The 14961-nt window shown below is 70.1% G+C and carries 9 protein-coding genes; 3 read left to right on the top strand and 6 right to left on the bottom strand.

The genetic code is table 11. The annotated features are described in order from the left end of the window. Positions 1–137 precede the first annotated feature (137 nt). From glgP to PXH83_RS21790, 6 genes are all read right to left on the bottom strand, one after another. Positions 138–2846 carry an alpha-glucan family phosphorylase gene (gene glgP, locus PXH83_RS21815; RefSeq protein ID WP_274562166.1) on the bottom strand — a complete coding sequence of 903 codons (2709 nt, stop codon included), beginning with the start codon at positions 2844–2846 and terminating at the stop codon, positions 138–140. A 157-nt stretch (positions 2847–3003) separates the two neighbouring features. Continuing rightward, positions 3004–4290 (bottom strand): flavin-dependent oxidoreductase, encoded by a 1287-nt coding sequence (locus PXH83_RS21810; protein WP_274562165.1) that lies wholly within the window; start codon positions 4288–4290, stop codon positions 3004–3006. A gap of 20 nt (positions 4291–4310) precedes the next feature. Next, the gene (locus tag PXH83_RS21805) at positions 4311–5492 is read right to left on the bottom strand and encodes a monodechloroaminopyrrolnitrin synthase PrnB family protein (protein ID WP_274562164.1); all 1182 of its coding nucleotides are present in this window, start codon (positions 5490–5492) and stop codon (positions 4311–4313) included. A 143-nt stretch (positions 5493–5635) separates the two neighbouring features. After that, complete coding sequence (locus tag PXH83_RS21800; RefSeq protein WP_274562163.1) at positions 5636–7060, bottom strand: MFS transporter; 1425 nt, start codon at positions 7058–7060, stop codon at positions 5636–5638. Beyond that, complete coding sequence (locus PXH83_RS21795) at positions 7057–8529, bottom strand: 4-hydroxyphenylacetate 3-hydroxylase family protein (protein WP_274562162.1); 1473 nt, start codon at positions 8527–8529, stop codon at positions 7057–7059. The genes PXH83_RS21800 and PXH83_RS21795 overlap by 4 nt, the downstream gene beginning before the upstream one ends. Before the next feature lie 131 nt (positions 8530–8660). Further along, on the bottom strand, positions 8661–9605 hold the full coding sequence (locus tag PXH83_RS21790; protein ID WP_420803198.1) for an AraC family transcriptional regulator: 945 nt from the start codon (positions 9603–9605) through the stop codon (positions 8661–8663). A 127-nt stretch (positions 9606–9732) separates the two neighbouring features. Between PXH83_RS21790 and PXH83_RS21785 the strand changes: the two genes are divergently transcribed. From PXH83_RS21785 to treS, 3 genes are all read left to right on the top strand, one after another. Further along, positions 9733–10671, top strand: a complete 939-nt coding sequence (locus tag PXH83_RS21785; RefSeq protein ID WP_274562160.1) for an SDR family oxidoreductase — start codon at positions 9733–9735, stop codon at positions 10669–10671. Positions 10672–11173: 502 nt separating this feature from the next. Further along, positions 11174–13162: an alpha-1,4-glucan--maltose-1-phosphate maltosyltransferase gene (locus PXH83_RS21780; RefSeq protein ID WP_274562157.1), complete on the top strand. Its 1989-nt coding sequence runs from the start codon at positions 11174–11176 to the stop codon at positions 13160–13162. Further along, complete coding sequence (gene treS / locus PXH83_RS21775) at positions 13159–14880, top strand: maltose alpha-D-glucosyltransferase (RefSeq protein WP_274562155.1); 1722 nt, start codon at positions 13159–13161, stop codon at positions 14878–14880. Before PXH83_RS21780 ends, treS begins: the two co-directional genes overlap by 4 nt. Positions 14881–14961: the final 81 nt, after the last annotated feature.

Raw genomic sequence — 14961 nt, 5'->3', positions numbered from 1 at the left:
TGGGTGCTCAGTGAACGAAGTAACGACGTGACGACGTGACGACGTGACGACGTGACGACGTGACGACGTAAACGAAGAGGCCCGGCACCCTTCGCAGGTGCCGGGCCCCTCGGACCACCTCACGCCAACTCACAGCGTCAGCGCATCAGTACGCCCGCACCCTCCCCCGTCGCCCCGGTGGGCAGCGCCACCAGCCCCAGATCCGCGTTGTGCGCCAGCAGCGGGTGCGCCGGGAGGATCCGCACCGTGTACCCGTAGGGACCTGTGCGGTCGAGGGCCAGCGGGCCCTCGTACACCCAGCGGCCGTCCAGGTCTGGCCCGCTCGCGGGCTTCAGCGGAAACGGCTGCGCGTCGCCGATCGCATCGTCCGGGTCGACCCTCCCCGCGACCGCCTGCACCTCCACGTCCTCCGGCTGCAGCGGCCCCAGCGCCACCCGCACCCGCAGTCCGAGCGTCGAGCCCAGTTCCGCGGTGCCGTTGACGGCGGTGGCCGCCGTCGCCTCGACATGGTCGACCGTGACCCGTGGCCAGGCAGCGCGTACCCGGGCCTTCCAGGCCGCCAGCTCCCTCGCGGTGTCGGGTCCGAGGGAACGGTGCGCCTCGGCGGCCGGGGCGTACAGCCGCTCGACGTACTCCCGCACCATGCGCCCCGCCAGCACCTTCGGCCCCAGGGTGGCGAGGGTGCGGCGGACCATTTCGATCCAGCGCTCGGGCAGCCCGTCCCCTCCCCGGTCGTAGAAGCGCGGTGCGACCCGCTGCTCGATCAGCTCGTACAGCGCGTTGGCCTCCAGGTCGTCGCGCCGGTCCTCGTCCTGCACCTGGCCGGGACCCGTGCCCGGACCCATGGCCGCATTGGCCGGGCCCACCGGGCCCGCCGGGCCGGCTCCCCCTCCCACGCCGTCGGCGGTCGGGATGGCCCAGCCGAAGTCCGGCTCGAACCACTCGTCCCACCAGCCGTCGAGGACGGACAGATTCAGGCCACCGTTCAGTGCGGATTTCATCCCGCTCGTCCCGCACGCCTCAAGCGGCCTCAGCGGATTGTTCAGCCACACATCGCAGCCGGGGTAGAGCTTCTGCGCCATCCCCATCCCGTAGTCCGGGAGGAAGACGATGCGGTGCCGCACCCGCGGGTCGTCCGCGAACCGCACCAGCTCCTGCACCAGCCGCTTGCCGCCGTCGTCCGCGGGATGGGCCTTGCCCGCCACCACGATCTGGATGGGCCGGGTCGGGTGCAGCAGCAACTCCATCAGCCGGTCGCGGTCGCGCAGCATCAGGGTGAGCCGCTTGTACGAGGGGACGCGCCGCGCAAAGCCGATGGTCAGGACGTCCGGGTCCAGTACGCCGGAGATCCAGCCGAGTTCCGCGTCCGCGGCGCCGCGCTGCCGCCACGATGCGTACAGCCGCTCCCGTACCTCCAGGACCAGCTGTTCGCGCAGGGTGCGCCGCAGGTCCCAGATCTCGGCGTCCGCGATGTCGGCGACGGTGTCCCAGCGCCGGGATCCGCCGACCGACAGGGCGTCCTCGGTGCGGGTGGCGCCGATCTGGCGTGCGCCGAGCCGGAAGACCTCCGGCGCGACCCAGGTCGGTGCGTGCACGCCGTTCGTGATCGAGGTGATCGGCACCTCTTCGGGGTCGAATCCCGGCCACAGGCCCGAGAACATGTCGCGGCTGACCGCGCCGTGCAGGGTGGAGACGCCGTTGGCGCGCTGGGCGAGCCGCAGTCCCATCACGGCCATGTTGAAGAGATTCGGCTCGCCGCCCGGGTACGTCTCCATGCCGAGCTGGAGAATGCGCCCGACGTCGACGCCGGGCAGCTCGCCGTCGTCGCCGAAGTGGTGCGCGACGAGCTCGCGGTCGAAGCGGTCGATTCCCGCCGGTACGGGCGTGTGCGTCGTGAAGACGGTTCCGGCCCTCACCGTCTCCAGAGCGGGCTCGAATTCCAGTCCCTGGGCGGCCAGTTCGTTGATCCGCTCCAGGCCGAGGAAGCCGGCGTGCCCCTCGTTGGTGTGGAAGACCTCGGGCGCGGGATGGCCGGTCAGCCGGCAGTACGCCCGCACGGCCCGTACACCCCCTATTCCCAGCAGCATCTCCTGCAACAGCCGGTGTTCGCTGCCCCCGCCGTAGAGCCGGTCGGTGACATCGCGCTCCCCGACCGCGTTCTCCTCGACGTCCGAGTCGAGCATCAGCAGCGGTACGCGTCCGACCTGCGCCTGCCAGATGTGCGCGCGCAGCGACCGCCCGCCGGGCAGCGCCAGTGCGACCTGGCTGGGGGTGCCGTCGGCCTCCCGCAGCAGGGAGACCGGAAGTTCGTTCGGGTCGAGTACGGGATAGTGCTCCTGCTGCCAGCCGTCCCTGGACAGGCTCTGCCTGAAGTATCCGTGCCGGTAGAGCAGGCCGACCCCGATGAGCGGTACGCCCAGGTCGCTGGCGGCCTTGAGGTGGTCCCCGGCGAGAATGCCGAGGCCGCCCGAGTACTGCGGGAGGGCGGCGGTGACTCCGAATTCGGGTGAGAAGTAGGCGACGGCGGCGGGCAATCGGGTGTCGGGCGACTGCGACTGGTACCACCGGCGGCCGCGGAGGTAGTCGTCCAGGTCGTCGGCCGCTGCGGTCAGTCTGCGCAGAAAGCGCCGGTCTGCGGCCAGCTCGGCCAGCCGCCCGGCAGGTACGGCCCCGAGCAGCCGTACGGGATCACCTCCCGCGGCCGCCCAGCCGTCGGGGTCGACGCTCTGGAACAGTTCACGGGTCTCGGTATGCCAGGACCACCGCAGATTGCGGGCCAGGTCACTGAGCGGTTGGAGGGATTCGGGAAGAACGGGGCGCACGGTGAATCGACGAATGGCCTTCACGTGTTCCACCTTCGCAGGGGACAAACGAATCGGGTCGGACGCACGACGGTGTGCTTCCGGCCTTCCCTCCGACGGTAGTGCCACCCCGCCCTCGCAACCACGGCGCACAGCGGGCGCTCGCGGTGGCAGACCTGCCCCGCGAGCGCCTCATGTGTGATCAGCGCACCGCGTGCGGCAGTACGTCGTACGGCGAGCCCAGATTCACCGTCCCGGGGTCGAAAGCCCCGGTCGCGGCGTACTTCCCGGCGATGGCCGCCAGCTCGTCGGCCGGGATCACCTCGTCGATGTCGGCGAATCCTCCGGGTGCCCGTTCGTGCGCCAGATTGATGACGACCTCCGGCCCCAACTGCCGGTTGGAGCATTGCAGTTCGGTCATCGGGGGCCTGCGCCCCGCCTCGTACACGGCAAGCGCCTCGGCCGGGTCCGCGTGCGTCGCCATGGCGTGGGCGAGCGCGCGGGCGTCGACGATGGACTGGGTGGCCCCGTTGGAGCCGATCGGGTACATCGCGTGGGCGGCGTCGCCGATCAGCGTCGTACGGCCGTGGGTCCAGCGCTCCAGCGGTTCGGTGTCGACCATCGGGTATTCGAACGCACCGTCGGCGGCCAGCAGGACCTCGGGGACGCTGACGCCGTCGAACTCCCAGCCGTCGTAGTGGTGGAGGAACTTGGTGACCGGCACCGGCCTGTTCCAGTCGCCGCGCGAGGCGTCGTCGATGGAGTCGGCGGGCATCGCCAGGGCCCAGTTGACCAGCACTTCGCCGGTCTCCGGGTCCGGTTCCGTCATCGGGTACACCACGGCCTTCTGCCGGTCGGAGCCCGCGATGAACATGAACGTGCCGGCCCGGTCCTCGGGCATCCGGGACGTGCCGCGCCACACCAGCATGCCGTTCCACGGCGGCTCGCCCTCGTCCGGATTGAGCGCGCGGCGGACTGTGGAGCGGATGCCGTCGGCGCCGATCAGCACGTCGGGTTCCAGGGCGGCGCGGCCGCAGGTGCCGCGGTCACGGTGCTCCAGGTGTACGCGGGCTCGGCCGTCCGCCAGCATGGACAGGCCCGACAGGCGTACGCCGCCGACGATGGCGGCGGCGCCGATCCGCTCCCGTACGGCATCGGCCAGCGCCAGTTGCAGGTTGCCGCGGTGGATCGAGAGCTGGGGCCAGTCGTAGCCGGCGCCGAGGCCGCGCGGCTCGCGGGATATCAGGCTGCCTGTGCAGTGGTAGTAGCGCAGTTCACGGGTGCGTACGGACTGCGCTTCGAGGTCGTCGAGGAGCCCGAGCGCGTCGAGTTCGCGTACGGCGTTGGGCATGATGTTCAGCCCGGCGCCGACCGGCTGGATCTCGCGCGCCGCCTCGACCACGGTGATCCGGTCGAAGCCGGCCGCGTGCAGGCTCAGGGCGGCGGTGAGCCCCGCGATGCCGCCTCCGGCGATCAGAATGTGCGTCATGGGGGAAGCCCTTCGCCTGATCAGGCGGCCGGAGTGCGCGGCCGTTCGGTGGCGCGGCGCACCAGGGTCTCGTTGTCCCGGGTCAGGTCGAGTACGGAGCGCAGGAGTTCGATGGGGGCGCCGCCGCTGCCCACCTCGTACAGCCGCACCTCCTCGCTGTACGCCTTGCGGGCGATGCCGATGTGGCGGGCGCGGAACGTCTTGAGGATGCGCAGGACCCGGGCCAGGGAGACGGCGGACGCGGCCAGTTCGGAAGGGAGCCGGTCCACGGTCTCCCAGCTGATGGCGGCGGACAGCTTGGAGACGGCGGAGGTGCCGCCCTTGTGCGTGGCGTGGAAGTCGCGCCACGACGGCAGGCTGTACTGCACGGATTCGGCCAGGAACTCGTCGTACTGCGGGCTGCTGTGGTCGCACTGCCACAGCGTCAGGTCGATCAGCCACAGCGGGACCTGGGCGGCTGCCGGGCCGAGATAGTCGCGGCCCGCGACGTCGATCTCCTCGAAGTACGGGCGCAGGACCTGTGCGAAGAAGACCGGCGAGACATTGGCGACGGTGAAGTCGATGGAGTCGACCATCGCCTGGACGTGCTTGGCGGTGCGGTCGAGGGCGAGCGAGAAGCCCGGTTCGTGCGGCTCCAGCCGGGCCAGCGCAGCGCACGTGTCCAGCGAGGCGGCGAGGCTCGGGAAGACCATGCGGACGGCGTCCTGGAGGTTGCCCTCCATCTCCTCGCCGGTGTACATCCGCTGGCGTGCGCCGATGGGGTTCCACGTCGTGTAGTGGTGCACGGTGTCGCGCGGCACCATGTCGGTACGCCGCCCCAGCGCCTCAAGGACGGTCACGGCTTCGGGGACCACGGCCAGCGGTTCGGTGCCGTGCCGTTTGATCGAGCCGAGGATCATGCCGAGGTCGCGCATCGCGGCGAGCGACTCGACGACGCTCCACTGGGCGACGGTCCCCGAGGTCGGCAGGAGGGTGCGCAGGGCGACGGTGAGCGCGGCCACGTCGGCGTCGCGGTTCATCGCGGGCAGTACGGCGAGCAGCGGATCGGCGGCCAGCGGGTCCGCCTCGCGTATCTCGGATATCCGGTAGCGCGGTTCGTTGCGCGCATCGAGGCCGGGCGATGCGAGACCCGGCGATGCGAGGCCGGCTGACGCAAGGCCGGCCACGGCATGGCCGGTCGCGTTCCTCAGGTGCATGGTCATGGCGAAGTCCCCCTCGGACAATGGGTTCGGTGGATGCAATGCGGTGGTGCGCGTGGCTGGACCAGCCAGGTCGTCCCGTACGCCGGGCCGCTCCACCGCAGCGGAGCACAGGTAGCGGAGGCGCTGTGCCGTCCGCCCCTGTCTCACTTCACGGCGTCCCCCACTCGCGCCGGTTCCGCGGGGAGTACCGCGGGGGCCGGGAGGCGCAGCCGGACACAGAGCAGGGCGGCAGCCCCTGCGAAGGCGGCGCCGACGAGCAGAGCGGCCCTGAAGCCCGCGGTGTCGGCCGTGGCGGCGGCGCTTCCGGAGGCGTCGGTGACGGCGGTGGCAACGGCGACGAGGACGGCGAGGCCGAGCACCGAGCCGAACTGCTGGCTGGTGTTGATGAGTCCTGAGGCGAGCCCCGTCTCCTCGGGCGCCGCTTCGGCCGTGGCGGCCACATTGGTGGTGACCATGACCAGCGGCAGGGCGACGCCGAGCAGCAGGCTCGGGGCGAGGACGGTGGTGAAGAAGGTGCCTTCGGCGGCGAGCGCGAGGGCCAGCCAGAGCGTCCCGGCGAAGAGCAGCCCGAAGCCGAGCGTCATCGTGGACCGCAGTCCGATCCTGGCGATGATGCGCCCGCTCTGCGGCGCGGTGACGACGACGACCAGCGACAGCGGCAGCAGCCCGAGCCCGCCGATCAGCGGCGAGTAGCCGAGGACGCTCTGGAGATACAGGCTGACCAGGAAGAACATCGGGAAGAGCGCCATCTGGGCGAGCGCGCTCAGTAGATTGGCGAGCCGCAGCGCGGGCCTGCGCAGCACGGCGGGCGGCACCAGCGGGCGGGCGATCTTCCCTTCGAGTACGGCGAAGGCGACCAGCAGCGCCAGTCCCGCGCCGCCCGCGGCGAGGGTGCGCGCACTGGTCCACCCCGCCTCGCCCGCCCCGACGAGGGCGTACGCGATGAGGCCGAGCCCGCCGGTGGCGGTGAGCGCACCGCCGAGATCGAAGCCGCCCTCGGCAGAGCGTGTACCGCCGTCAAGGAGGCGCAGGGCGAGTACGCCGAGCAGCAGCCCGACGAGCACATTGAGCCAGAACGTGGAGCGCCAGCCGAGCAGGTCGGTGAGGACCCCGCCCATGACGGTGCCGAGTACGCCGCCGAGTCCGCCCATCGCGGCGAAGGCGCCGAGCGCCTTGTGCCGGCCGGGCCCGTCCGGGAAGAGGATGAGCAGCAGCGCGAACGCGGCCGCCGCGGCGAGCGCCGCGCCCACGCCCTGGACGGCGCGGGCGGCGATCAGCGCACCCGACGACTGGGCGAGCCCGCCGACGGCGGATGCCGCGGCGAGCAGGCCCAGACCGGCGATGAACAGCCGCCGGTGGCCGAGGAGATCGGCGGTGCGCCCGCCGAGCAGCAACAGCCCGCCGAAGGTAATGAGATAGGCGTTGGCCACCCAGGACAGTCCCGCCGAGCCCGAGCCGAGGTCCTCGCCGATCGACGGCAGCGCGACGTTGATGATCGCGGTGTCCATGATCAGCAGCAGCTGGGTGGAGGCGAGCAGCGCGAGCGCGGCCTTCGGAGAGCCCTTCACAGCGCCGAGCGCTCCCCGGACGTCCCGCCGCCCAGCGTGTAGCCGTCGAGACAGGCCTGCGCGAGGGACTCGCACGCGCCGGTGTCGCCCTCCCACGCCTGCTGCATCAGGTAGATGTGCGGGGCGCCGTGGTAGAAGCGCTCGTACTGCTCGTGGCGTCCGGCGAACTCCGAACCGAGCGCGTCCCAGGCCAGCTTGAGCAGCTTGATCCGGTCCTCGGCGGGGTGTCCTGGCGAGCGGATGTACTTCCTGACGAGCGGCCCGATCTCCGGGTGCAGCAGGTCCTCGGCGGAGGCGGGCAGCTGGATCACGCCGCCGCCCGCGAGCATCTTGATCTCCTGCACGGCCTGCGGGTAGAGCTCGCCGGCCATGATGCGCTGCGCGAAGGAGATCTCCTTGCCGGGCTTCACACCGCGCCCGCCCTCGACGTTCTCGTACGACGCCTCAGCGGCGAGTACGAACGCCTTGGCCTGGGCGACCTTGCCCATCAGCCGGCCGATCGCCTGGGTGACGGGCGGCAGCTTGTAGGTGTTGTTCGCTTTGGTCATCAGGATCGCGACGCCGGTGAGGAATTCCAGCTTGGTCCAGAAGCGGGTCGCGGCCTGGTGGACGAAGTTGACGTACGCCGGGGTCTGCCACCACATCGCGAAGCTCGCGTCGACATTGCGGTACGCGAGGACGTTCTCCCACGGTACGAAGACGTCCTCGCAGACCAGCAGGGCGTCGTTCTCGTCGAAGCGGGAGGACAGCGGGTTGTCGAAGACGCTGCGCGCCTGCGCCTCGTACGACGTGCGCGACAGGAACTTCAGGCCCGGGGTGTCGATCGGCACGGAGAAACACACGGCGTGCTCGATGTCCTGCGGGGCGAGCGGCTCGATGGTGCCGACGATGACCTCGTTGCCGAAGACGGCGCCGGTGCCGATCATCTTGGCGCCGCGTACGACGATCCCGCCGTCCCGCTCCGCGACGACGCGGACCACCAGGTCGTCCTCCTCCTGCTCGGAGGCGGACTTGGTCCGGTCGATCTGCGGGTTGGTGATGGTGAACGTCGGGTACAGGTCGCCCTCGGCGAGCCGCCGGTGGTAGGCGAGGGCGTTCGGGGCGCCGTCGAAGCTGTCGGTGGTGAACGTCTGCGGCAGGGCGGCGAAGCCCGCCGCACCGCCCGCCATGTAGTCGGGCGTACGGCCCAGGAAGCCGAAGCTGGCCTCCGCCCACACCTTGTACGCCTTGCGCCTGGCGACCAGGTCCTCGTACGACTCGGGGACCGCGAAAGCGCGGTGCACGCCCTGCGAGGTGAGCACCGGCGTGTGCTCGGAGTCGTGGGCGAGGTCGTAGAGGCGGGCTATGGACGCCGCGGTGTTGCGGAAGGCGGGGTGCTGGGTGACGTCCTTGATCCGCTCACCGTCGAGCCACACTTCTCGGCCGTCTCGCAGCGATTCCAGATAATCCTGACCGGACCTTGTCACCATTTCTCCTCATGCGGAACGGCACTGCCGCTGCCGAGACTGTCGGCCCGCACCCACCTGCGGCAATGAACGACCGTCCAGCCGGACTTATGAACCGGCCACACAATCCGGCCAGCAACGCCTGGGTCACGGGTCTAGGCCGTCCGGCCGGCCGCGATCCGGTACTCGCCCGGCGTCGTACCGAACCACTTGCGGAAAGCAAGATGGAAGCCGACGGAGCTCTGGTAGCCGACCCGCTGCGGCACCGCCGACTGGGCCACCGTCGTCTCCCCGAGCAGCCGCGCCGCCTCCTGCATCCGACGCCCGGTCAGATGCTTGGCGGGCGCGTCGCCGACGAGCTTGCGGAAGGCGGCCGTGAACGCGGACCGGGACATGCCGACCTCGCGGGCCAGCGATTCGATGGTCCACGGCTCGGCGAATCTGGTGGCGATGATGACCATGGCTCTGCTGATGCCCGCATGGCGCAGGACGGGCAACGCCGAGGGATTGTCGGCCAGTTCGCGCAGGAGCGGTCGCAGCGCGAGCACCAGCGCCATCTCGAAGGCGCGCAGCGTGATCAGCCGGTCGCCGGGCCCGACGGGCCGGTCGGGGGCGGCGAGCAGCTCCAGCGTGTCACGGAGCAGCGGCTCCGCGGCGACCTGCGGCCCGTCGAGCACCAGCGCTCTGGGCAGCGCTTTGTAGAGGCCGGTGGCGGCGCTCGCGTCGTAGTGCAACCCGGCGCAGAGCAGCCTGCTCTCGGGCCCGGTCCCGTCGATCCTGATCTCGCCGGACGTGCCGGGCTGGCGCTCGGGGAGTACGGCCTTGAGCGGCACGCCCTGCCGGTCGGGCCGGTCGGAGAGCCGGTGCGCGGTGCCGGTCGGGAAGACGATGAGGTCCCCGGCGCTCAGTTCGACGGGGGTCTGGTTGTCGCCGCTGATCCAGCAGCCGCCCTCCACTATGTAGTGGAGTACGGCGCAACTCTGCTCGGCATCGCCCTCGATGGCCCACGGCCCGCGGACATGCCAGCGGCTGTCGAAGACTCCGGTGAGGCGGAGGGGCTTCAGCAGCTCGCTGAGCAGATCGTCTCCTTCTCGTTCCATGGCGTCCATTGGACGATCCCTCAACCCCCGCCCCGGTTTGTTAATTGATCGGCCGAAGCCCCCGCCGCCAGCCTTGAAGGGCCTGTCACGGCAACAGCCACACCCTATCGAAGGGCTCTACAGACACATGTCCGATCACATGCCGATGCGCGTCGCGGTCGTGGGGGCGACCGGCTTCCAGGGCGGCGCGGTAGCCCGGCTGCTGGCCGAGCGGAACCACCGCGTCCGCACTTTGACCCGTAAGCACGAGACGGAGCGACCCGACATGCCGGGCGTCTCCTTCGCCTCCGGCGACCTCGCGAAGGCGGCCGACGTACGACAGCTCTTCGACGGCGCCACCCATGCCTCGGTGGTGATGCCGCTGGTGTACGACGCCGGGACGGTCAGGACGTACGCACAGCACATCGCGGACGCGGCGCGCGAGGCCGGGCTGAAGCGGCTCGTCTACAACGCCAACACGCGCGTCCCCGAGGCCTCCACCAATGTGGCGGCCTTCGAGACCCGCCGACTGGCCGAGACGGTGCTGCGGGAGGGCCTGCGCGAGAGCGGTGTGGAACTGGTGGTGCTGCGGCCGCCGGTCTATCTGGACAACCTGTTCAGCCCGTGGAACGGCCCGGCGCTGGCGAAGGAGGGCGTACTCGCCTACCCGCTGCCCGCCGACACCCGGACCGCGTGGCTCTCCCACCGCGATCTCGCCGAGGCGGTGTACGCGGCGCTCACCGCGGACGGCGTCGCGGGCCGCACGCTCGACATCGGCGGTTCGCAGAGCCTGACCGGCGACGAGCTCGCGGAGGCGTTCGCCGAGGGCCTCGGCCGGGAGGTCCGCTACCTGGCACTGCCGCCGCACGTGTTCGAGGAGGGCCTGGCCCGGGCGATCGGCGCGGAGGCGGCGGCCGGTGTGGCGGGGATCTACCACTACATGGCGAGCGGCGCGGGCCCCGACCTGATGGCGGGCGACGGAGGCACGGCCGCGGAGGCGCTCGCGGTGAAGCCGACGCCGGTGGACGAGTGGGTGGCGAGGCAGCCGTGGCAGATCTGGACGGACGAAGCGGCCGACGCGTCGTAGGGCGCCTGCGGCGCTTTCCCCTACCCTTCCCCACGCTCTCAACTGGATTTACCAGCCCCTCCGGCGATTGAGGAGCGGGGTCTGGGGCGGAGCCCCACCACGCGGCGGCAGCCGCAAAATGTCACAGCGGGAAGGGGCGGGGTGGGGAAAAATCCATCCCCAACCCCGCCGCAGGCGCCCCGAGTTGATGAAGGACGCACTCCACCACCAAGCCAAAAAAGAAACCGGCCCCGCCAAAAAGGCGGGGCCGGTTTCTTGCCATAACCATTACGCGCAAGTAGTTAACAAAGCACCGGATTGCCCACCCGTACACCAAGGGAAGGCTCCCCCGGTACGCACGCCCGCGCGCCCCAAAGTCGGTCCACCCGAGTGAACGTGGACAGGAGCGGTCATGCCCGCAGCCCGCCATTCTCCAACGGAGCAGCTAAAAAGGACAGACCCTAAGAAAGCCCTCGAACGCGAACCGCGGTCGCCCGCGGTCGCACAGCCCCCAGGTGAGCCAATGATCGGTCGCATCCCCGTCCTGGACGTACGCCCCGCCGTCGACTGCGGCAGAAGGCCCGCCAAGGCGGTGGCCGGTGAAACCTTCGAAGTCACCGCCACCGTCTTCCGCGAAGGCCACGACGCCGTAGCCGCCAATGTCGTCCTGCGGGACCCCGCGGGCCGCGAGGGCCCCTGGACCCCGATGCGTGAACTCGCCCCGGGCACCGACCGGTGGGGCGCCCGGGTGACCCCGGTCGCCGAGGGGCGGTGGACGTACGCCGTGGAGGCCTGGAGCGACCCGGTCTCGACCTGGCGGCACACCGCCCGCATCAAGATCCCGGCGGGCCAGGACACCGAGCTCGTGCTCGCGGAGGGCGCCGAGTTGTACGAGCGCGCCGCGTCCGGAGTCCCGAAGCGCGACGGGCGCGAGGCCGTCCTGGCCGCCGTCGACGCACTGCGCAACACCAGGAAGCCCCCCGCCACCCGCCTCGCCGCGGCACTGTCCGCCGAGGCCGACGCCGCCCTGGCCCGCCACCCCTTGCGCGAACTGGTCACGTCGTCCGCCCCCTTGCCCCTGCTCGTCGAACGCGAGCGCGCGCTCTACGGGTCCTGGTACGAGTTCTTCCCCCGCTCCGAGGGCGCTCGTACGAAGAAGGACGGAACGCAGGTCAGCGGCACGTTCCGCACGGCGGCCGAGCGACTGCCCGCCGTCGCCGCGATGGGCTTCGACGTCGTCTACCTGCCCCCCGTACACCCCATCGGCACCACGCACCGCAAGGGCGCCAACAACTCGCTCTCGGCGACGGCTTCGGACGTGGGCGTCCCCTGGGCGATCGGCTCCCCGGCCGGCGGCCACGACGCGATCCACCCGGACCTCGGCACGTTCGACGACTTCGACGACTTCGTCGAACGCGCCCGCGACCTGCGCATGGAGGTCGCCCTGGACTTCGCGCTGCAGTGCTCGCCCGACCACCCGTGGGTCTCCGAGCACCCCGAGTGGTTCCACCACCGCGCGGACGGCACCATCGCGTACGCCGAGAACCCGCCGAAGAAGTACCAGGACATCTACCCGGTCGCGTTCGACGCCGACATGCCGGGACTGGTCCGCGAGACGCTGCGGGTACTGCGGCTGTGGATGAGCCACGGCGTGCGGATCTTCCGGGTCGACAACCCGCACACCAAGCCGGTGGCCTTCTGGGAGAAGGTCATCGCGGACATCAACCGCACCGACCCCGACGTGATCTTCCTGGCGGAGGCTTTCACTCGCCCGGCGATGATGCACACCCTCGGCGCGATCGGCTTCCAGCAGTCGTACACGTACTTCACCTGGCGCAATACCAAGGAGGAAATCACGGAGTACCTCACGGAGCTCTCCGGCGACGCGGCTTCGTACATGCGTCCCAATTTCTTCGTGAATACCCCGGACATCCTGCACGCCTATCTCCAGCACGGCGGCCGCCCCGCCTTCGAGGTACGGGCGGTGCTCGCCGCCACGCTGGCGCCCTCGTGGGGCGTGTACGCGGGCTACGAGCTCTGCGAGAACAGGCCGGTCCGGCCGGGCAGCGAGGAGTACGCCGACTCGGAGAAGTACCAACTGAGGCCCCGCGACTGGGAGTCGGCGGAGCGCGAGGGCCGCACCATCGCCCCGCTGATCACCACACTCAACCGTGTGCGCCGCCGCAATCCCGCCCTCCAGCAGCTGCGCGATCTGCATTTCCATCACGCCGACAACGACGCCGTCATCGTGTACTCGAAGCGCTCGGGATCGAACATCGTTGTGGTGGTCGCCAACCTCGACCCTCACCACACCCAGGAGGCCACGGTCTCGTTGGACATGCCGGAACTCGGCCTCGACTGGCGTGATTCCTTCCCGGTGCGCGACGAGCTCACCGGCGAGACCTACCACTGGGGCAGGGCCAACTATGTGCGCCTCGAGCCGGGCCGTACACCCGCGCACATCGTCGTCCTGCGACCGTCCCCGCCGATCGGAGGGTCACCCACATCATGATCGTCAATGAGCCCGTCCATGACACCTTCGCAGACACGCCCGCCAAGGACCGCGATCCCGAGTGGTTCAAGCGCGCCGTCTTCTACGAGGTGCTCGTACGCTCCTTCCAGGACAGCAACGGAGACGGCGTAGGGGACCTCAAGGGCATCACCGCCAAGCTGGACTATCTCCAGTGGCTCGGCGTCGACTGTCTCTGGCTGCCGCCGTTCTTCAAGTCACCGCTGCGCGACGGCGGTTACGACGTGTCGGACTACACGTCGGTCCTTCCCGAGTTCGGCGATCTGGCCGACTTCGTCGAGTTCGTCGACGCCGCCCACCACCGCGGCATGCGCGTCATCATCGACTTCGTCATGAACCACACCAGCGACCAGCATCCGTGGTTCCAGGAGTCCCGGGCAGACCCCACCGGGCCCTACGGCGACTACTACGTCTGGGCGGACGACGACAAGCAGTTCCAGGACGCCCGGATCATCTTCGTCGACACCGAGACGTCCAACTGGACCTTCGACCCGGTCCGCAAGCAGTACTTCTGGCACCGCTTCTTCTCCCACCAGCCGGATCTCAACTACGAGAACCCGGCCGTCCAGGAGGAGATGATCTCGGCGCTGCGCTTCTGGCTCGACCTCGGCATCGACGGCTTCCGCCTCGACGCCGTTCCCTACCTCTACCAGGAGGAGGGCACGAACTGCGAGAACCTGCCGCGCACCCACGAGTTCCTCAAGCGGGTGCGCACAGAGATCGACGCGTCGTACCCCGACACGGTGATCCTCGCCGAGGCCAACCAGTGGCCGGAGGACGTCGTCGACTACTTCGGCGACTTCAAGGCGGGGGGCGACGAGTGCCACATGGCCTTCCACTTCCCCGTGATGCCGCGCATCTTCATGGCTGTGCGCCGCGAATCGCGCTACCCGGTCTCGGAAGTCCTGGCCAAGACCCCGGCGATCCCGTCCAACTGCCAGTGGGGCATCTTCCTGCGCAACCACGACGAACTGACGCTCGAAATGGTCACGGACGAAGAGCGTGACTACATGTACGCGGAGTACGCCAAGGATCCGCGCATGCGCGCCAACATCGGCATCCGTCGGCGCCTGGCTCCGCTCCTCGACAACGACCGCAACCAGATCGAGCTGTTCACGGCCCTCCTCCTGTCCCTCCCGGGCTCGCCGATCCTGTACTACGGCGACGAGATCGGGATGGGCGACAACATCTGGCTGGGCGACCGGGACGCCGTACGGACGCCCATGCAGTGGACACCCGACCGCAACGCGGGCTTCTCGTCCTGCGACCCGGGGCGGCTCTTCCTCCCCACGATCATGGACCCGGTGTACGGGTACCAGGTGACCAACGTGGAGGCCGCGATGACCTCGCCGTCCTCCCTCCTGCACTGGACACGGCGGATGATCGAGATCCGCAAGCAGAACCCGGCCTTCGGGCTCGGCTCGTACACCGAACTGCCGTCCACCAATCCGGCGGTGATCGCCTTCCTCCGCGAGTACAAGGACGACCTGGTCCTGTGCGTGCACAACTTCTCGCGGTTCCCCCAGCCGACCGAACTCGATCTGCAGTCCTTCAACGGGCGGCATCCGGTGGAACTGATCGGCGGGGTGCGCTTCCCCGCCATCGGTGAGTGGCCCTACCTGCTCACCCTCGCGGGGCACGGCTTCTACTGGTTCCGGCTCCGCAAGGACGCAGCGCCGTTGCCCGCCAAGCGCGTTTGACGCTCCCGTCCGGGGCGGGGCGGTTTCCACTGCCCCGCCTTGGGCACTCTCCCCCTCATATCGGGTCCGTACGGACCATCC

Origin of the sequence: Streptomyces spiramyceticus (genome assembly GCF_028807635.1) — a bacterium.
GTDB classification, from domain to species: Bacteria; Actinomycetota; Actinomycetes; order Streptomycetales; family Streptomycetaceae; genus Streptomyces; species Streptomyces spiramyceticus.
Note: the sequence above shows the minus strand (reverse complement) of the source record. Positions and strands in the feature narration are given on the sequence as shown.